14 protein-coding genes are annotated in these 18,061 nt (G+C 73.3%); 6 read left to right on the top strand and 8 right to left on the bottom strand.

The window, feature by feature from the left end; all coding sequences use genetic code 11:
- Positions 1 to 123: 123 nt before the first annotated feature.
- Positions 124 to 1,980: an asparagine synthase (glutamine-hydrolyzing) gene (gene asnB / locus ACFY3L_RS15140; RefSeq protein WP_389323043.1), complete on the bottom strand. Its 1,857-nt coding sequence runs from the start codon at positions 1,978 to 1,980 to the stop codon at positions 124 to 126.
- A gap of 114 nt (positions 1,981 to 2,094) precedes the next feature.
- Between asnB and ACFY3L_RS15135 the strand changes: the two genes are divergently transcribed.
- The 4 genes from ACFY3L_RS15135 to fusA all read left to right on the top strand — a co-directional run bounded on the left by ACFY3L_RS15135 (position 2,095) and on the right by fusA (position 8,091).
- Positions 2,095 to 2,784, top strand: a complete 690-nt coding sequence (locus tag ACFY3L_RS15135; RefSeq protein WP_389323041.1) for a response regulator transcription factor — start codon at positions 2,095 to 2,097, stop codon at positions 2,782 to 2,784.
- Positions 2,781 to 4,436 carry a sensor histidine kinase gene (locus ACFY3L_RS15130; RefSeq protein ID WP_389323039.1) on the top strand — a complete coding sequence of 552 codons (1,656 nt, stop codon included), beginning with the start codon at positions 2,781 to 2,783 and terminating at the stop codon, positions 4,434 to 4,436. Before ACFY3L_RS15135 ends, ACFY3L_RS15130 begins: the two co-directional genes overlap by 4 nt.
- Positions 4,437 to 4,601: 165 nt before the next feature.
- Positions 4,602 to 5,906 carry an MFS transporter gene (locus tag ACFY3L_RS15125; protein WP_389323037.1) on the top strand — a complete coding sequence of 435 codons (1,305 nt, stop codon included), beginning with the start codon at positions 4,602 to 4,604 and terminating at the stop codon, positions 5,904 to 5,906.
- Between the two features lie 202 nt (positions 5,907 to 6,108).
- Positions 6,109 to 8,091 carry an elongation factor G gene (gene fusA, locus ACFY3L_RS15120; protein ID WP_389323035.1) on the top strand — a complete coding sequence of 661 codons (1,983 nt, stop codon included), beginning with the start codon at positions 6,109 to 6,111 and terminating at the stop codon, positions 8,089 to 8,091.
- Between the two features lie 44 nt (positions 8,092 to 8,135).
- Here fusA and ACFY3L_RS15115 read toward each other — a convergent pair whose 3' ends face one another.
- Genes ACFY3L_RS15115 through ACFY3L_RS15100 form a run of 4 tightly spaced genes read right to left on the bottom strand, consistent with a single transcriptional unit; the run spans position 8,136 to position 12,293 of the window.
- Positions 8,136 to 8,276, bottom strand: a complete 141-nt coding sequence (locus ACFY3L_RS15115) for a hypothetical protein (protein WP_389323033.1) — start codon at positions 8,274 to 8,276, stop codon at positions 8,136 to 8,138.
- Between the two features lie 59 nt (positions 8,277 to 8,335).
- On the bottom strand, positions 8,336 to 11,008 hold the full coding sequence (locus ACFY3L_RS15110) for an FtsX-like permease family protein (protein ID WP_389323031.1): 2,673 nt from the start codon (positions 11,006 to 11,008) through the stop codon (positions 8,336 to 8,338).
- Positions 11,005 to 11,724: an ABC transporter ATP-binding protein gene (locus ACFY3L_RS15105; protein WP_389323029.1), complete on the bottom strand. Its 720-nt coding sequence runs from the start codon at positions 11,722 to 11,724 to the stop codon at positions 11,005 to 11,007. The genes ACFY3L_RS15110 and ACFY3L_RS15105 overlap by 4 nt, the downstream gene beginning before the upstream one ends.
- Positions 11,721 to 12,293 carry a PadR family transcriptional regulator gene (locus tag ACFY3L_RS15100; RefSeq protein ID WP_389323027.1) on the bottom strand — a complete coding sequence of 191 codons (573 nt, stop codon included), beginning with the start codon at positions 12,291 to 12,293 and terminating at the stop codon, positions 11,721 to 11,723. Before ACFY3L_RS15100 ends, ACFY3L_RS15105 begins: the two co-directional genes overlap by 4 nt.
- A 130-nt stretch (positions 12,294 to 12,423) precedes the next feature.
- Between ACFY3L_RS15100 and ACFY3L_RS15095 the strand changes: the two genes are divergently transcribed.
- Together ACFY3L_RS15095 and ACFY3L_RS15090 are read left to right on the top strand one after the other, a co-directional pair.
- The gene (locus ACFY3L_RS15095; RefSeq protein ID WP_389323025.1) at positions 12,424 to 13,257 is read left to right on the top strand and encodes an alpha/beta fold hydrolase; all 834 of its coding nucleotides are present in this window, start codon (positions 12,424 to 12,426) and stop codon (positions 13,255 to 13,257) included.
- Positions 13,254 to 13,748, top strand: a complete 495-nt coding sequence (locus tag ACFY3L_RS15090; protein WP_389323023.1) for a GNAT family N-acetyltransferase — start codon at positions 13,254 to 13,256, stop codon at positions 13,746 to 13,748. Before ACFY3L_RS15095 ends, ACFY3L_RS15090 begins: the two co-directional genes overlap by 4 nt.
- Positions 13,749 to 14,299: 551 nt before the next feature.
- On the opposite strand, the gene ACFY3L_RS15085 is transcribed toward ACFY3L_RS15090, so the two are convergent.
- The 3 genes from ACFY3L_RS15085 to ACFY3L_RS15075 form a co-directional block, all read right to left on the bottom strand.
- Positions 14,300 to 16,342, bottom strand: a complete 2,043-nt coding sequence (locus ACFY3L_RS15085) for a methyl-accepting chemotaxis protein (RefSeq protein WP_389323021.1) — start codon at positions 16,340 to 16,342, stop codon at positions 14,300 to 14,302.
- Between the two features lie 31 nt (positions 16,343 to 16,373).
- Positions 16,374 to 16,547 (bottom strand): hypothetical protein, encoded by a 174-nt coding sequence (locus ACFY3L_RS15080; protein WP_389323019.1) that lies wholly within the window; start codon positions 16,545 to 16,547, stop codon positions 16,374 to 16,376.
- 450 nt (positions 16,548 to 16,997) lie between these two features.
- Positions 16,998 to 17,957 (bottom strand): aldo/keto reductase, encoded by a 960-nt coding sequence (locus ACFY3L_RS15075; protein ID WP_389323017.1) that lies wholly within the window; start codon positions 17,955 to 17,957, stop codon positions 16,998 to 17,000.
- Positions 17,958 to 18,061: the final 104 nt, after the last annotated feature.

The raw sequence follows: 18,061 nt of genomic DNA, 5'->3' as shown, positions 1-18,061 counted from the left end.
GGACCGGCACTGACGGCGTGCCGACCGCCGCCAAGCAGCCGGACGGCACCCTGTCCGGCATCACACCGACCGGCTCGTCAGGCGCGCCGCGGCCGACTCCATCGGCGACGCGCTGGAGCGCGCCTACGCCGTGGGCCGGACCTGCTCATCGCGGGAGCGGGAAGGCCGGGCGTTCTGCTGCCCGTACCAGAGGCAGAACATCAACACGGTCCAGATCTTGCGGGAGTGGTCGGCGTCGCCACGGCGGTGCGCCGCGAGGAGCCGCTGGACGTGGCCAAGGTCGAGCAGGTGGTCGACGGCGGCGTCGGCGAACACGTCGCCGGCCCACTCGCCGATACCGCCGCGCAGCCAGACCCGGGTCGGCGTGGGGAAGCCGAGCTTGCGGCGGTCGACGACCGAGTCCGGCACGATGCCGCGCATCGCCTCCCGCAGCGCGAACTTCGTGGTCCTCGCCAGCTTCAGCGCCGTCGGCAGCTGCGCGGCGGCGGCGTAGACGGCCCGGTCCAGGAACGGCACCCGGAGCTCCAGCGAGTGCGCCATCGACATCCGGTCGGCCTTGGTGAGGATGTCGCCGGGCAGCCAGGTGTGCAGGTCGACGTACTGCATGGTGGCCACGTCGTCGAGGTGCGCGGCAGCCTCGTACAGCGGCGCCGTGACCGTCGTGTGCGGGTCGGCCGGTCCGCGCATCAGGCGGGCCTTCTCCGCGGTGCCGAAGATGCGGGCGTTGCCGTAGTAGCGCTCGTCGATCGGGGTGGTGGCCCGCTCCAGGAAGCTCTTGCCGCGCACCCCCTCGGGCAGCACCGCCGACACGGCACGCAGGCCGCGGCGCAGCGGGGCGGGCAGCGCGGCGACGCCGGCGAGCGCGGCCGGCTCCCGGTAGATCTCGTAGCCGGCGAAGAGCTCGTCGGCGCCCTCCCCGGACAGCACGACGGTGACGTCGCGGGCGGCGGTGCGGGCCAGGAACCACAGCGGGACGATCGCGGGGTCGGCGACGGGGTCGTCGAGGTGCCACACGATGCGCGGCAGCTCGGCGATCACGTCGGCGTCGTGGACCAGGGTCGCGGTCAGCCCGACGCCGAGCGCGGCCGCGGTCTCCTCCGCCGCCTCGATCTCGCTGTAGCGCTCGTCGTCGAAGCCCACGGTGTACGTGTGGAGGTCCGGGTGCTTCTCGCGGGCGAGCGCGACGACGGCGGTGGAGTCGATGCCGCTGGACAGGAACGCGCCGAGCGGCACCTCCGCCTGCAGGTGGGCGTGCACACTGTCCCTGAGCGCGTCGCGGACGGCCGTGATCGCGTCCGGCCGTTGCGCGGGCCGGAGCGAGTGCCGGAAGTACGCACTGATCTCGGTTTCCGTCGCCTGTACGGTCAGCGCGTGCCCGGCCGGCAGCCGGCGCACCGACGGATGCAGCGTCTCCGGCTCCGGCACGTACTGCAGGGTCAGGTAGTGCGACAGGGCGGCCGTGTCGACGCGGGTCCCGGTGCCGGCGAAGGGCAGCAGCGCCTTCTTCTCGCTCGCCAGGTAGATGCCGTCGGGCGTGGTCAGGTGGTACAGCGGCTTGATGCCGAACGGGTCCCGGAACGCGTGGACCGTGCCGGTCGCCCGGTCCAGCGCCACGATCGCGAACATCCCGCGCAGCCGGCGCACCGCCGACGGCCCCCAGTGGTGCAGCGCCGCCGCGAGGACCTCCGCCTCCCCCTCGGTGGCGAAGATCGCCGCGTGGTCGCGGGCCAGCTCCGCGCGCAGCTGCTGGTAGTTGTAGATCTCGCCGTTGAAGACGACCGTCCACGAGCCCCACACCGCCGGCTGCCGGCCGTGCGCGACGTCGACGATGGCGAGCCGCTGGAAGCCGAACGCGGCGCCGCCCTCCACGTGCAGCGTCGTCTCGTCGGGGCCGCGGTGGCGCAGCAGGTCGAGGGCTTCGGCGAGCCGGTCGGCGTCCACCTCACCGGAGGCACTGATGAAGACCAGGAATCCACACATGCCGGTGATGGTGCGGAGCCGGTCGTTGGGAACTGATGAAGAAGTGTGCGCCGGATCGAAACCCGAACGAGGTTTCGCAGGTTCTTCACATCCTGCGCGCGACAATGATCGGCGATGAGCGCACGGATCCTGGTCGCCGAAGACGACCCGAAGCAGGCCGAGCTGATTCGCCTGTACCTGGAGCGGGACGGCCACAGCGTGCTGACCGTCCCCAACGGGCGGCTCGCCCTGGAGCAGTGCCGGTCGCGCCGGCCCGACCTGCTGGTCCTCGACGTCATGATGCCGCTGGTCGACGGCCTCGACGTGTGCCGGATCATCCGCGCCGAGTCGACGGTCGCGATCCTGCTGGTCACGGCCCGCTCGACCGAGGACGACCTGCTGCTCGGCCTGGACCTCGGCGCCGACGACTACATGACGAAGCCGGTCAGCCCGCGGGAGCTCGCCGCCCGGGTCCGGGCGCTGCTGCGCCGCTCCGGCATCAGCAGCCCCGGCCACCAGCAGGTGCTGCGGGTCGGTGACCTGGTCGTGGACGCCGGCCGGTTCGAGGTCCGCGTCGACGGCACCGTGGTCGTGCTGACCGCGAAGGAGTTCGGCATCCTGGAGCTGCTCGCCGGCGAGCCCGGCCGCGTCTTCACCCGCGGCGAGATCATCAACCGGGTCTTCGGCTTCGAGCGCGACGTCTCCGAGCGCACCGTCGACGCCCACGTCGTCAACCTGCGCCGCAAGATCGAGTCCGACCCGGCCGACCCGCGCTACGTGCAGACGGTGTACGGCCGCGGCTACCGGCTGAACGAGTCGGCATGAGCTTTCGTTTCCGGGTGTTCGGGTTGGTGCTGCTGGTCGCGGTGATTGCGATCGGGGTCACCGCGTGGCTGAGCATCCGGCTGACCGCCCTGCAGATCGCCGAGTCGCAGCAGACCGCGACCCGCAACGAGGTCGCCACCGTGCGGGAGATCCGCGAGTACGCCGTCCGGCACGGCACCTGGGCCGGGATCGACAACCTCGTGCGCCGGCTGTCGAACACCAACCAGCAGAGGATCAGGCTCACCAACCTGTACGGCCAGGTGACCGTCGACAGTGACCACCTCGCCAACCGCCAGGCCCGGAAGGTCGTCGCCGCGCCGGCCCTCATCGACCCGCGGCCGACGCTCACGTTCCCGCAGAAGCTGTTGTCGGCGGCCGACCCGGAAAGGGCGAAGACCGGTGGCGGCGGGCGGCTGGAGCCGGTGACGGCGTCGGCCATCGCCCAGTACCGCAGGACCGTGCTCTTCGCCCGCTGCCTCACCAACCAGTACGTGCAGCCGCCGCCGGTCGCCCCCGACGAGTACGGCATTCCGGTCGCGAACGTCCACCTCGCGGACGACCACGGCTGCGGCGAGGAGGCCAAGGCGAGTGCCGCCCAGGACCAGCAGGGCGACCTCGCCTTCATCAGCGGCTGCCGGAGCGAGGACCAGCCGGCGCCGTGCCTGACGAGGTCGTTCGGCGAGCGGGTCGCGACGTTCACGCCGGAGCCCCTCCTGTTGTACCTGGGTGCCGTTGCCGATGACGCGACCAACCTCATCAGCCGCCCCGGCCTCATCGCCGGCGGCGGGGTCCTGATCCTGGTCATCCTCGGCACGGCCGTCATCGCCCGGCACGTGAGCCTGCCCGTCCGCGACCTCACCGCCGCGTCCCGGCGCCTCGCCGACGGGCACCTCGACACCCGCGTGCGCTCGGGCGGCCGCGACGAGCTCGGGCAGCTGTCGGACTCGTTCAACCGGATGGCGGCCGCGCTGGAGGCGTCCGAGCAGGCGCAGCGCCGGCTCGTCGCCAGCGTCGCGCACGAGCTGCGCACCCCGCTGTCCAACCTGCTCGGCTACCTCGAGGCGCTGCAGGACGGCCTGGTCGCGCCGAGCCGCGAGCTGTTCGCCTCGCTGCACGACGAGGCCGAGCTGCAGCGCCGCATCCTCGACGACCTGCAGGACCTGACCCTCGCCGAGGCGGGGCACCTCACGTACCGCCGCAGCGTCTTCGACCTGGCCGACCTCGTCGACATCGCCCGGGTGGCGCACCTCGCGGTCGCCGAGGCCGCCGGCGTCCGCCTGACCGCCGAGACCGCCGGCCCGCTGCCCGTGCACGCCGACCACGACCGCCTCCGCCAGGTCCTCGGCAACCTGATCGGCAACGCCATCCGGTACACCGACCGCGGCGGCCACGTGTCGCTGCGCGCCTTCCCCGACGCCGGCCACATCACCGTCGAGGTCCGCGACACCGGCTGCGGCATCGCCCCCGCCGACGTGCCCTTCGTCTTCCAGCGCTTCTGGCGCGCCGACCCCGCCCGCGACCGCGCCACCGGCGGCAGCGGCCTCGGCCTGACCATCGCCCGCCAGATCGTCCGCGACCACGCCGGCGACCTCACCGTCGAGAGCACCCTCGGCGAGGGCTCGACCTTCCGCTTCACCCTTCCCCGCCCGTGACCCGCGCCGCACCCGCACAACGGACCGCGGGAACTGCTGGCCGCCGGTCGTGGTCCGGATCGCCAGGAGCGGGTCGGCTGACCGTCGTGGTCGGCGCGTGGCGGTGATCACTTCGGGGTGAGCGGGGCGGGACCGCCAGAAGCTGCGGGGTGCAGGCTGGACGGCATGAGCGCAGCCGGGCAGGTCCAGAAGCCGCGGAAGTTCGCGGCGTTGCGGAACAAGGACTGCCGGCCGTACCTGTTCGGGGCGGCGCTGGCCATGATGGCCGACAACATCGAGCACGTCATCACGTACTGGGTGCTGTGGGAGAAGTTCCACTCGCCCGCGCTGTCGGGGTTCCAGGTGATCAGTCACTGGGTGCCGTTCCTGCTGTTCTCCGTGTACTTCGGCTCGCTCGCGGACCGGTTCGACTGCCGGCGGGTCATCCAGGTCGCGCAGCTGCTCTTCGCCTCGGTGTCGGTGGCGTGGGGGGTGCTGTTCGTGACCGGCACGCTGCAGGTGTGGCACGCGTGCGTGCTGCTGGTCCTGCACGGCCTCGCCGGGTCGCTGTGGGGGCCGGGGGAGCAGCTCATGCTGCACGACTTCGTCGGCGACGAGGACCTGCCCAGCGCGGTCCGGCTCAACGCCACGTTCCGCAGCCTCGGGGTGCTGTTCGGGCCGGTCGTCGGGTCGGCGCTGCTGCTCGGGCTCGGGGCGACCGCCGGGATCTTCGTCAACGTGCTGTTCTTCCTGCCGCTGACGCTGTTCCTGTTCCGCACGAAGTTCACCGGGCACACCCGCGACCACGGGGTGCCGCGGGCGCGGGTCGGGCTCATGGAGTCGGTGCGGGTGCTCAAGGCCGTCGGCAGCAACCACACGCTGGTCAGCATGATCATCCTGGGTGGGCTGGGGTCGTTCTTCGTCGGCGCGTCGATGCAGTCCGCGATGCCCATCTTCGCCCACGACCTCGGGGCTGCGACCGGGACAGGGAGCGCGGCGAGCGGGGAAGGGATCGACGGGGCCAGCCTCGCCTACGGGGTGCTGCTCTTCGCCAACGGCGCCGGTGGGGTCATCGGCGGGATCCTCCTCGAGGCGACCGGCAGGATCAGGCCGACGGTTCTCGCCGCGGTGATCAGCACCGCCGTCTACGGCGTCACCAGCCTGTGCTTCGCGATCACCACCAGCTACCCGGTGGCGGTGGCGCTGCTGCTGCTCGGCGGCGTGGCCAACCTCGCGTCGATGTCGATCGGGCAGACCGTCGTGCAGCTGCTCGCGCCGCCCGCCGACCGGGGCCGGGTCATCGGCGTCTACGGCGTGTCCGCGCAGGGGCTGCGGGCCGGCAGCGGCTTCACCGTCGGGCTGCTCGGCGCCGCCATCGGTGTGCACTGGTCGCTCGGGCTCAGCGCCGCCGCACTGTGCGTCGGGACGGGCCTGGCCGGGGCGTACGCGCTGCGGGGCGGAAAATCGGTTCCGGTCACCACCACCGTCTGAGATGATCGCCGGACCGTGCTGAGGAAGGGGGAGACCGCCATGCGTTACCGCGTCGTCGTCCCCCAGTCCCGGCACGAGGTGATCCTGGTGTCTTCCCGCCCGCTGGTGTGAGCCCGCGCGGCTACACCGGCCGGACCCTGCCCTGACCGTGGCGGGGTAATCGCGCTGCCCTGTTCAGATTCCCCTGAAAGGCCGCAGAGCCGTGCGCACCGATCACCTGTCCCTGACCCGCAACATCGGCATCCTCGCCCACGTCGACGCCGGCAAGACGACCACCACCGAGCGGATCCTGTTCCGCGCCGGCGCCACGTACAAGCAGGGCGAGGTCCACGACGGCACCACCGTCACCGACTTCGACGCCCAGGAGCGCAAGCGCGGCATCACGATTTTCGCCGCCGCGGTCAGCTGCACCTGGGACGGCCACCGGATCAACCTCATCGACACGCCCGGCCACGTCGACTTCTCCGCCGAGGTGGAGCGCTCGCTGCGCGTCCTCGACGGCGCCGTCGTCGTGTTCGACGGGGTCGCCGGGGTCGAGCCGCAGACCGAGTCGGTGTGGCGGCAGGCCGACCTGCACCGCGTGCCGCGGATCGCGTTCGTGAACAAGCTCGACCGGGCCGGCGCCGACCTCGGCGCCGCCGTCGGGTCCATCCGGACGCGGCTGGGGGTGACGCCGCTGGTCGTGCAGCTGCCCCTCGCGACGGGGGACGGCGTCGTCGACCTCGTGACGCGCCGCGCATTCAGGTGGGCGGATGGCGCGATGACCGAGACGGACGCCCCGGCGAGCACCGGCGAGCACCGGCGGGCGCTGGAGGAGGCCGTCGCCGACCTGCACGACACCGCGATGGAGGAGTTCGTGGCCGACGACGCCCTCAAGGACGCCACGCTGCGCGACGCGCTCCGCGAACTGACGAACACCAGGGCCGGTGTCGTCGTGCTGTGCGGGTCCGCGTACAAGAACTGGGGCATCGAACCGCTGCTCGACGCGGTCGTGGCGTACCTGCCGTCACCGCTGGACGTCCCGCCCGTCCACCCGGAGCGCCCGGCGACCCCGGACGCCCCGTTCGCCGGCCTGGTGTTCAAGGTGCACGCCGCACCGACCGGGCGCCTCACCTACGTCCGGGTGTACTCCGGCACGATCGCGAAAGGAGCCACCGTGCTCGACACCGGCACCGGCCGCACCGAACGCGTCGGCCGGATCCTGCACGTCCAGGCGGACCGGCACACCGAGCTGGACGACGCGGCCGCGGGCGACATCGTCGCGGTCGTCGGCGTCAAGCACGCCGGCGTGGGCGCCACCCTCTGTTCGCCGGATGCGCCGCTGGTACTGGAGGCCGCCTCGACCGCGGAGCCCGTCGTCTCCGTGGCGGTGGAGGCCCGCGTGGCCGGCGACACGGAGCGGCTGGCGGTGGCGCTGGCCCGCCTCGTCGACGAGGACCCGTCCCTGTCGGTGCGCAGCGACCCGGAGACCGGGCAGACGGTCCTGTCCGGCCTCGGCGAGCTGCACCTGGAGGTGGCGGTGGAGAAGCTGCGCCAGACGAGCGGCGTGACCGTCACCGTCGGCCGACCCCAGGTCTCCTACCGTGAGACCGTCGTGACCGGCGTCGGTGGCGTGCTGTTCCGGCACGTCAAGCAGGACGGCGGCGCCGGCCAGTTCGCGCACGTGCTCATCGACGTGGCCCCGTCGGACGAGCCGTTCGCCTTCACGTCGGCGGTCGTCGGCGGTCGGGTCCCGAAGGAGTACGTGAAGGCGGTCGAGGCCGGCTGCCGCGACGCGCTCCTCGAAGGCCCGCTCGGCGGCCACCCGGTGACGGGCGTGCACGTGACGCTCGTGGACGGCCAGACCCACTCGAAGGACTCCTCTGAGCTGGCCTTCCGCACCGCCGGGCGGTTCGCGCTGCAACAGGCGCTGCGGCAGAGCACCATGGCGCTGCTGGAGCCGGTCGCCGAGGTCACCGTGACCGCCCCCGACGACACCGTGGGCGCGGTCCTCGGCGATCTCGCGGCCCGCCGCGGCCGGGTCACCGACTCGACCACCCGGGCCGGGACCGTTGTCGTGACGGCGACGGTGCCGCTGGCCGAACTGTTCGGCTACGCGACCCGGCTCCGCAGCCGCACCCAGGGCCGGGGCACGTTCACCACCCGGCCGGCCGGCTACCAGCAGGCGCCTGACGGCACCGGCTGAAAAGGATGTGGGGCGCCCACCGCGATGGCGGGCGCCCCACGACGTCAGCGGCTCATCACTGAGTACAGGAAGCCGACGATCACCAGCACACCGATCACCCCGTAGAGGATCAGCGCGCCGGAACCGTGGGTGCTGGCGCCGCCGTCCTGGAATTCGGACGTTTCGGGCTCTTCGTCGGAAGTCACGGGATCTCCCTATTCGGACTTGCGGGACATCCTAGCGTGGCCCGGCGACTTCCAGGAGATCAGACCCTCCGTTCGATCGGCAGCCGGGCCCTGGTGAGCAGGCCGGTGCCCGCCATCGCGACCAGCGGCACGACCAGCACCGCCACGACCACGTTCAACCAGGGCACCACCAGCGGATACAGCGGGTCGCTCGGCCACGTGCTCAGCTCCTTGCGATTGAGCGCGGCGAGTACCGCCCATCCGGCGCCGAATCCGGCCGCGGCGCCCAGCAGCGAGCCCACACCGGCAATCACCCCCGCTTGGCTCAGCGTCAGCCGGCGGCGGACTCCCGGCGAGGCCCCGATGGCGCCGAGCGTGGCGAGGTCCGGGCGGCTGTCCACGGCCGCCAGGCCGGTCGCGATGCCCGCCGCGCCGAGCGCGATGACGGCCGCGACGATCGCGAGCACGATCAGGGTGACCGTCGAGTCCGGTTTGTACGGCCAGGCCACCGACCCGTGGTAGTTGTTGCCGATGGCCTCGGCGGCGGCGTTGAACGCGCCCATCTCGGCCCTGGTCGGCATCCGGCTGGTGGCCACGACGATGCCCTTGACCTCCACGGCGAGCCCGGCCTTGGCGACGGCCTCCGGCGAGATCGCGACGAAGATCCGGGAGACGGCGGTGGTGCTGACGTAGCCGGGGACGGTGACGGTGTGCGCTGTCCCGTCGGGGTCGTCCTTGCTGGGCACGGCCAGGATGACCTTGCCGTCCTCCACCAGGTCGGGGTCGGCGACGACGACGCCGCCGGCGCGCAGGGTGGCCACGGCCCGGGCGAGGTCGTCGCCGGTCGCGGCGGAGATCATGCCGATCGTCGAGCCGTCGTCGACGATCGTGGTCGCGTTGCCGCCGCCGCTCATCATGTACGAGTCCTGGTGGCAGCGCGGGTCGCGGGCCGCCTTGCGCTCCTGCTCCTTGGTCGTCTCACCCGGCCGGAACGGGCAGCGCCGGTGCGCCGGCTTGACCGGGGTGATCCAGCACGACGTCTCGCCCGTGACCGCCGGGCCGCATCCGGGGCCCCGCAGCTCGACGGTCTGCGCGACCGGCAGCGTCGACGTCGCCGCCTCGACCAGCCGCGACGTCGGCAGCGGCGCGGCGCGCCCACCGTTGTTGTCCCATCCGCGGGTGATCTCCGCGTACCCGTCGGGCAGCGCCTTGGCCTGCATGTCGAGCTGCCGCTGCACGTCGCTGGCGAAGTACACGCCGATGGTGACCGCGCCGAGCACGGCGGCCATGACCGCGGAGATCGCCGGCGCGGTCGAGGACCGGTTGCGGGCCAGGTCCCGCACCGCGATGCGGGGCGCCAGCGGCAGCCGCCGGCCCAGCCGGGCGAGCAGCCCGACCAGCGACGGCGTGCACACGACCAGGCCCAGCTCGGCGAGGACGAGCCCGGCCATGACGACGGTCGAGTCGATCGCGGCGACCCCGTACGCGGCGACGGCCGCACCGGCACCGATGGTGCACACCCCGATGACCAGCCAGCGGCGGCCGGGCCCGGTCCGGTTCCGCCGGCCGGCGAGGGCGGCGACCACGTCGGTCCGGGCGGCCGTGAACGCCGGGACGAGCGCCGCGCCGACCCCGGCGACGAACGCGAGCGCGGCGATGCCGAGCAGCGCCCGCGGAAAGACCCGGTAGCCGCCGGCCCGGGCGTAGGAGATGTGCTCCTCGAACACGCCCCGCAGCGCGAACGCCGCGACGATCGCGACCGCCGTGCCCGCCACCCCGGCGACGACGCCGAGGAGCACCCCGTCGGCGAGCACGATGCGGCGCAGCTGTGCCGGGGTGCCGCCGTTCGCGGCGACGAGGGCCAGCTCGCGCCGCCGGCGCCGGGCACCGACCGCGAACGCCGGCCCGGCGAGCAGCACGACCTCCAGGACGCCGAGGCCGAAGACGAGGATGCCGAGCCGGAACACCTCGCCGTCGCTGGAGTTCCACGTCGGCGCGCCCGGTGGCGGGTCGAGCACGACGGCCCTGGACCGCACGACGATCCCGTGCTGGTTCAGCGCCCTGACCTGGTCCCAGGTGATCGGGGCGGGCGCGTCGACCAGCCACTGGGTGCTGCTGCCCGGCGGCTCCACGGGCAGGGTGCCGGGGCGCAGCACGGCGAGCGGCCGGAGGCTCTCGGGGAACTCCATCTCGGCGGCGACCTTCACGTCGCCCCGGTCCTTCAGGCGTACGGTGCCGCCGAGCCGCACGCCGAGCAGCTCCATGGCGGCCGCGTTCAGGGCGATCTCGGTGCTCGTGGCGGGCGGCGCGCCGCGCAGGACCGACACCTTGCCGCCGTACGAGGCGTCGGCGAGGTCGAGCTGGTGCCCCCGCAGCTTCTGCTCACCGGTCGTGCCGGTCAGGAACACGTCCCGCTCGTCGATCTGGGCGAGGCGGGACCCCGTGGGCAGCAGCGCCAGCAGCCCCTCGGCGGTCGGGGTCGACGGGCCGCCGTCGCCCGGGCTCATCATCCCGAAGCCCTCGGCGTCCTGGGTGATCGTGCCCGAGAACGGCCAGTGCACCGACGCGTCGAACCGGCCCAGGTCGCGGTCCAGCTGCTCGGCCGGGGTGAGGGTGAACATGTCGTAGGTGACGGCGGCGAACGACAGCCCCAGGACCGGCAGCAGGATCAGTGACAGCACGAGCGCGGTGCGCCCCTTCGCCCGGCGTGCCTCCCGCCGGGCGATCCGCAGCGACACCAGCCACCCGCTCACGAGGCCGCCCCGTCCAGCAGGTGTTCCGGCTCCGCGAGGGGGCCGGACGTGTCCACGACGACCCCGTCGCGCAGGAACACCACCCGGTCGGCCCAGGCCGCGTGCCGCGCCTCGTGGGTGACGAGCACCCCGGCGGCGCCGGCGTCGACCTTCGCGCGCAGCAGCCGCAGCACCGCCTCGCCGGTGGTCGAGTCGAGGGCGCCGGTCGGCTCGTCGGCGAGGATGAGCCGCCGCTCGCCGACGAGCGCCCTGGCGATCGCGACCCGCTGCTGCTGCCCGCCGGACATCTCGTCGGGGAAGCGCTGGGCGTACCCCTCGAGCTCCACCTCGGCCAGGGACGTCAGCGCGGCCCGGCGGGCCCGCCGGACCCCGACGCCGTCCAGCTCCAGGGGCAGCGCGATGTTCTCCGCCGCGGTGAGGCTCGGCAGCAGGTTGAGGTCCTGGAACACGTAGCCGATCCGGCGCCGGCGCAGCGCGGCGAGGGCCTTGCGGCCGAGCCCGCCCAGGGCGGTCCCCTCGACGGCGACCTCGCCCCGGGTCGGCGAGTCGAGCCCGCCGGCGAGGTTGAGCAGCGTCGACTTGCCCGACCCGGACGGGCCCATCACCGCGATCAGCTCACCCGGCTGGACCGTGAGGGACACGCCGCGGACCGCGTGGACCGTCGCCTCCCCGTGCCCGTGGGTGCGGTGCACCTCCCGGAGCTCCAACACGCTCATGTCGTCTTCTCCTTCTCCGGTACGGGCGCCGCCTGCGGCTCTGGTGTGGGAAGGGGGGCGTGCCGGGCCAGACTGGCCTCGCAGTGGTCCAGCCACCGGACCTCGGCCTCCGCCTGGAAGATCATCGACTCGAGGACGAGCCGCCACGACAGGTCGGCCGGGCCGCTCGCGCGCTGCTTCATCCGCGTGTACTCCTGCAGCGCCCGCACCGTGGCGGTCCGCTGCTTCTGGATGATGCCGGGCACGTCGACGCCCGGCGTGGTCAGCGCGAGCGCCAGCTTGATCGCCAGCTCGTCGCGGGGCCGGTCGCCGCGGCCGATCGGGGTGGCGAACCACGCGGCGAGCTCGGCGCGCCCGGCGTCGGTGATCTCGTACGGCCGCTGCCCCCCGTCGTGCTCCGGCAGCGACCGGACGAGCTCGTCGCGTTCCAGCCGCGACAGCGTCGTGTACACCTGCCCGATGTTCAGCGGCCACGTCCCGCCGGTGGACTCCTCGAACGAGGTCCGCAGCTGGTAGCCGTACATCGTGCCGCGCTGCAGCAGCGCCAGCAGACCGTACTTGATGGACATGGATACGGAGTATGCATACCCGGTATGCGTTCGCGCAACCCGCGGTCGGGGTGGGACGGCGTCGTGCGCGGAATCACGGCCCTGGAATTGGGGCGACCGGGCTCGGGACGAGCCGCTAGGGTCGTTGGCCATGGGGGCAGAGGTCGACGTACGGCTCCACGACGGGCGGACGCTCCACGCGTACGACACCGGCCAGGGCGACCTCGTGATCCTCTGGCACCACGGCACGCCCAACACCGGGGCACCACCGTCGCCGCTGTTCGCGGAGTCCGAGCCGCTCGGCATCCGGTGGATCGCCTACGACCGGCCCGGCTACGGCGGATCCACCCCGCGGCCCGACCGCAGCGTCGCCTCCGCCGCCGCTGACGCCGCCGCGGTCGCCGACGCGCTCGGGGTATCGCGGTTCGCGGTCATGGCGCACTCCGGCGGCGGGCCGCACGCCCTCGCCTGCGCCGCCCTGCTGCCCGACCGGGTCACGGCCGTCGCGAGCATCGCGTCGCTCAGCCCGTACACGGCGAACTCCAACTACTTCGAGGGTATGGCCGACGGGGGAGTCGCGTCGCTGCGGGCCGCCCTCGACGGCCGCGCCGCCAAGGAGGCGCACGCGGCCCGCCCCGGGGACGGCGCCGACATCGGCTTCCTCCCCGCCGACTGGACCGCGCTGGACACCGACTGGTCCTGGTTCCAGCAGGTCGTGGCGGCCGGCGTCGCGCACGGCCCGGCACCGCTCGTCGACGACGACCTGGCGTTCGTGCGGCCGTGGGGCTTCCCGCTCGACGCCGTCACCGCGCCGGTCCTGCTCATGCACGGCGCCGCCGACCGGATGGTGCCGAGCGTCCACGCCACCCGCCTCGCCGCCGCCCTGCCCGGCGCGACAGTGCGGATCGTCCCGTCGGAAGGTCACCTCACCGTCATGCGTCATGCCCACACCGCCCTGCACTGGCTGTCGGAGGCCACCCGATGAGCGCCCTCCCGATGGGCCCCGGACCTGACCGTGACGGCTACGAGCTGACCAGCGACCCCGCCCGCGTCGACCTCGACACCGTGCACCGGTGGCTGTCGGAGGAGTCCTACTGGGCACTCGGCCGCGAACGCGACGTCGTCGCCCGCTCGATCGCCGGTTCACGCCCGTACAGCGTCTGGCACGACGGCGCGCAGGTCGCCTTCGCCAGGAGCGTCACCGACGGCGCCACGTTCGCGTGGATCTGCGACGTGTTCGTGGACCGCGCGCACCGCGGCCGCGGGCTCGGCCAGTGGCTCGTGGACAGCCTCGTCGCGGACCTGTCGGCCGCCGGCCTGCAACGCTTCCTGCTCGCCACCCGCGACGCCCACGAGGTGTACCGCCGCTCCGGCTTCGAACCCGTGGGCGGCCCCAGCCGCTTCATGGAGATCGACCGCCGCCCCACCCGCGACGCCATCATCGCCGCCCTCCCTGACAGCCAGCCTTCCCCGTGACGCGTTTGCCGCCGATGTACGGCCCTACCCTCCCGCCACGCCCGTAGCGCCGACTCCGATCAGTGCGGAGGCCGTGGGCCGGACGCGCAGCACCGGATTGCCGCGGCGAGCCGTGCGCGCAGCACGCCACCGCGCGTGCGCCGGCCGGGAACGGCCGCTCGGATTCGCGTCGCTGACCTGCGTGCTACTACGATGAGTGGCGCGCAGGACCGCTGTGTGTGAGGGCGATTTGCAGGCGTGATGTACGGTCGGTTCAAGCGGAGTGCCCGCCGCCGGGGTCACTCCTCGCCGAGCAACGCGGTGACGTAGCTGGCAATGGTGGCGACGATCTGCGGCGGGGGTCCACGAACTCGATCCCGACCTCGCCCGCGGAGTCGGCAGTTGTCCGCCGCCGGGTCACTCGTCGCCGAGCAGCGTGGTGATGGAGCGGGCGATGGTGGCGACGATCTGCGGCGGGGGTTCACGAAACTCGATCCCGACGTCGCCCGCGGTGTCGGTCACGAACTCGATGCCGACCTCGCCTGCGGAGTCGGCAGTTGTCCGCCGCCGGGTCACTCGTCGCCGAGCAGCGTGGTGATGTAGCGGGCGATCGTGGTGACGGTCTGCGGCGGGGGTTTAACGAACTCGATCCCGACCTCGCCCGCGGTGTCGGTGTCGAGGTGGCGCACGGCGCGGCCCTGCAGGTGGAGCTGTTCGGTGCCGAGCGTCAGGGTCAGGTCGACCACGGACTCCAGCGGCGGGCGCCAGCCGGACTTCGCCGCGCAGCGCAGCCCGGAGACGCTCAGGTCCAGCAGGTCCGCCTCGGCCCGCGTGGGGCCCTGGCTGAGCATGACGGTGCCCTCGACGGCGGCGCGGTTGTGGCGGCGGCGCTCCAGGCGGTCGGTGACCTGCGCCAGGCTCTCGATGCGGGAGATCGCGGTGTGCACCGCGCCGACGAGCTGCTCGACCGACGCGCGCTGGCGGGCGGCGACCGCGGTGAGCTGGGCGGTGGCGTCGCCGACGGCGTTGACGCCCTGGCTCATGTCGGTGATCACGCCGGCCATGGCGGCCGCGTCGGCGCCGAGGGCCTCGACGGTGCTGGTGATGTCGCCCGTCGACTCCTTCGTCTTCGTCGCCAGGTTCTTCACCTCGCCCGCCACGACGCTGAAGCCGCGGCCCGCCTCGCCGGCGCGGGCCGCCTCGATGGTGGCGTTGAGGGCGAGGAGGTTCGTCTGGCCGGCCACGCCCGCGATCAGGTTCGCGATGCCGTCGACCCGGCCGAGGCTGGTGGTGACGGCGTGGATCACGGCGTCGGCGTCCGCGGCGCGGTCCACGACGGTGCAGGTGACCCGGTCCGCGGTGGTCGCCTGCTGCTCGATCGCGTCGGCGGCGGCGAGCACGTCGGCGGCGTCGCTCATCACGGTGCGCAGCTCGGCGAGCGCCGACGCGCTGGTCTCGTCGATGACCTCGCCGGCGCGGCGGCGGACGGTCTGCTCGGCGAGCTGCTGACGCACGTTCGTCGTCAGCAGCTGCGCCTCCTTCGTCGCGCGCTCCTCCGCCAGGCTGCGCTCCTGCTCCTGCAGCGAGTCCAGCATCGCGTCGACGGCCCTGCCGAGGACGGCGATGTCGTCGGTGCCTGTGGGGTTGATCCGCAGCTTGTGGTCGCCGGAGGCGATGATCTGCTCGGTCGTGCGGCGCAGCGGACCGACCCGCCGGCGCAGCGCCGCCCGTACCCCCCACAGCATCCCGACCACGAGCAGCACGGTCGCGACCGCGACGAACGCGAACAGCTTGACCGCGGTCGCGCTCGCCGCGGAGTGGATCGGCCGGGCCGCGACGACCTCCAGCACGATGCTGTCGCCGTTCACGGTGTCGATGACGGCGTCGACCGCGATGTGGTCGGCGCCGAGGACCTTCGTGGTGATGCGCAGGTCGCCGAGCTCGCTGTGCAGCGCCGGCTGCGGGTCGGCGCCGGAGCGGGCCCGCGGGGCGAGCCGCAGCGGCAGGTCGAGGGACTTGGCGAGGCCGGCGACCCGGGCGTCGTCGAGGCGCTTGAGCATGATCATGCCGCCGGACGGGGCGCCCTCGCCGCTGCTCTGGAACGTGCCGACGCCGCAGAAGAGGTACGGCGCGTCCGCCGCCACCACGCCGCAGCGCGACACGCCGGGCGCGGCGGAAGGGTCGAACAGTCGCTTGAGCACCGACGGGTCGCGCAGCTGCGGCGGCGGGGTCCCGTGGGTCGGCTGGTCGGTGGTCATGCCGCCGACCCGGAGCGTGCCGTCGACGCCGATGCCGAACATGCCGTCGATGTCGTTGGCGGAGCTCTGCGCCTCGGGCGGGAAGTCGGCGGCGAAGCCGGCCTTGTCGCTGTTGCCGACGTCGTAGTAGGCGTTGTCCCACACGGCGTTCGTGGCGCCGAACGCGGTGAGCAGCGCCGCCTGCGAGTTCAGCCCGATCCGGATCCGGTCGGCGTCCTGGGCGACCTGGCGCGCCTCGAGCCGTTCGAACGCCCCGGTGGTGATCAGCTGCATCACCAGGAACGCGACCGCGAGACCGGCGAGCCCGCCCGCGGCCGGAAGCAGCAGGCGGGACAGCCGGCGTACGTTGGGACCCACGATGACCAGTTCGGCACCGGGCGTCGCGACCTTATGCGATCACGGTCAGGGAGATGTCGTGCGCGGTGTCGTAGGCGAGCGTGGCGTCCTCGCCCGGCTTCAGGTTGCGCGCGACCGACTCGGTCACGTAGATCACCGTGTACATGTGGCCGGTCGCCGGGCCGGGCCGGGCGCCGCCCGGTCGGAACGTGAAGGGCGGCTGCACCCGGCCGGCACGACCGGCCAGACGACGGCGTTGCCGCTCTTCGCGTCCAGCAGCCAGATCCGGTCCACCGGCAGGGGCGGGCAGACGCCCCGCGCCCGCGTGACCTTGAACGTGCCGCCGGACAGCTCCATCTCCCAGGAAAACCGCGCAGGAGAACGGCAGCACGCCGGGGACGGACGGCACCGACACGGGCGGGGTCGTGCCGGCTCTGTTGTGGGTGCGGCCGTCGCGGTGGATGGCGGGGGCGCCGGCGCGGTGGTGGGCACGGGGCCCGGTGGGGCGCCGCCACACCCCCCGAGCCCACCGCCAGCGCGGCCGTCACCGCCATGACCGCCGCATCGCCGGGCCCACCCGCCGTGCTCGCCTCCCACCGCCAGGCTTGCCTCGACGGTAAAGATGGGATCGACAGATGTACACAGGGCGAACGGTCAGTCACGCACCGTCGGTCAGTTAGCGGTCGGTGCCCAGGTGGGCCATCATCGGCGCCGGGTAGCGCGAGCCGCGGGCCGAGTCCGCCGGCACGGCGGCCTCGATCGCGGCGAGATCCGCGGCGGTGAGCGGGACCGGGACCAGGGCCTCGGCCAGCCGTTCGCGGGTCCGCGCGCCGACCAGTGGCACGATGTCGGCGCCCTGCGCGGCGACCCAGGCGATCGCCAGCTGCGCGACCGTGGCGCCCTTCGCGGCCGCGACGGACCGCAGCGCCTCGACCAGGGCCAGGTTGTGGCCCACGTTCTCGGGTGCGAAGCGCGGGCCGTGCGCCCGGAAGTCCCCGGCCGCGAGCGGGCGGTCGGCGCGCCAGTGGCCGGACAGCAGGCCCCGGGACAGCACCCCGTAGGCGGTCATGCCGATGCCGAGCTCGCGCAGCACCGGCAGCACCTCGTCCTCCACGCCGCGGGACAGCAGCGAGTACTCGATCTGCAGGTCGGCGATCGGGTGCACGGCCTGCGCGCGGCGGATGACGTCGGCGCCGACCTCCGAGAGGCCGATCTCGCGGACGTACCCCTCCTTGACCAGGTCCGCGATGGCGCCGATGGTCTCCTCGATCGGCACCGCGGGGTCGAGGCGGGCCGGGCGGTAGACGTCGACGTGGTCGACGCCGAGGCGGACCAGGGTGTACGCGAGGAAGTTGCGGATCGCGGCCGGGCGGGTGTCCATGCCGCCCCACGCGTTGTCGGGGCCGCGCAGCGCGCCGAACTTGACGCTGAGCCGGACCTTGTCGCGGTCGCCGGGTCGCAGCGCGTCGCGGATGAGCAGCTCGTTGTGGCCCATCCCGTAGAAGTCGCCGGTGTCGATCAGGGTCACGCCGGCGTCGATCGCGGCGTGGATGGTGGCGATGCTCTCGGCGCGGTCCGCCGGGCCGTACATGCCCGACATGCCCATCGCGCCCAGCCCGATCACGGGGCCGTTCATGTTTTGCTCCATGCCTCGACACTGCCCCTGATGGAGGGCAACACACAGCGGAGCGCTTTTCGTAGGAGCGGCGGTCCCTGGCTGCGCGCCCCCGCGAGCGGCGA

Origin of the sequence: Dactylosporangium sp. NPDC000521, assembly GCF_042898305.1 — a bacterium.
Lineage (GTDB): Bacteria > Actinomycetota > Actinomycetes > Mycobacteriales > Micromonosporaceae > Dactylosporangium.
The sequence above is the reverse complement of the archived record's forward strand: the minus strand, read 5'-3'. Positions and strand labels throughout refer to the sequence as shown.

Excerpts from the sequence above, each read along its gene's own strand:
- ACFY3L_RS15075 (WP_389323017.1), bottom strand. The coding sequence starts at position 17,957 with ATGAACGGCCCCGTGATCGGGCTGGGCGCGATGGGCATGTCGGGCATG.
- ACFY3L_RS15090 (WP_389323023.1), top strand. The coding sequence starts at position 13,254 with ATGAGCGCCCTCCCGATGGGCCCCGGACCTGACCGTGACGGCTACGAG.
- ACFY3L_RS15135 (WP_389323041.1), top strand. The coding sequence starts at position 2,095 with ATGAGCGCACGGATCCTGGTCGCCGAAGACGACCCGAAGCAGGCCGAG.
- ACFY3L_RS15095 (WP_389323025.1), top strand. The coding sequence starts at position 12,424 with ATGGGGGCAGAGGTCGACGTACGGCTCCACGACGGGCGGACGCTCCAC.
- asnB (WP_389323043.1), bottom strand. The coding sequence starts at position 1,980 with ATGTGTGGATTCCTGGTCTTCATCAGTGCCTCCGGTGAGGTGGACGCC.
- ACFY3L_RS15125 (WP_389323037.1), top strand. The coding sequence starts at position 4,602 with ATGAGCGCAGCCGGGCAGGTCCAGAAGCCGCGGAAGTTCGCGGCGTTG.
- ACFY3L_RS15105 (WP_389323029.1), bottom strand. The coding sequence starts at position 11,724 with ATGAGCGTGTTGGAGCTCCGGGAGGTGCACCGCACCCACGGGCACGGG.
- ACFY3L_RS15100 (WP_389323027.1), bottom strand. The coding sequence starts at position 12,293 with ATGTCCATCAAGTACGGTCTGCTGGCGCTGCTGCAGCGCGGCACGATG.
- ACFY3L_RS15130 (WP_389323039.1), top strand. The coding sequence starts at position 2,781 with ATGAGCTTTCGTTTCCGGGTGTTCGGGTTGGTGCTGCTGGTCGCGGTG.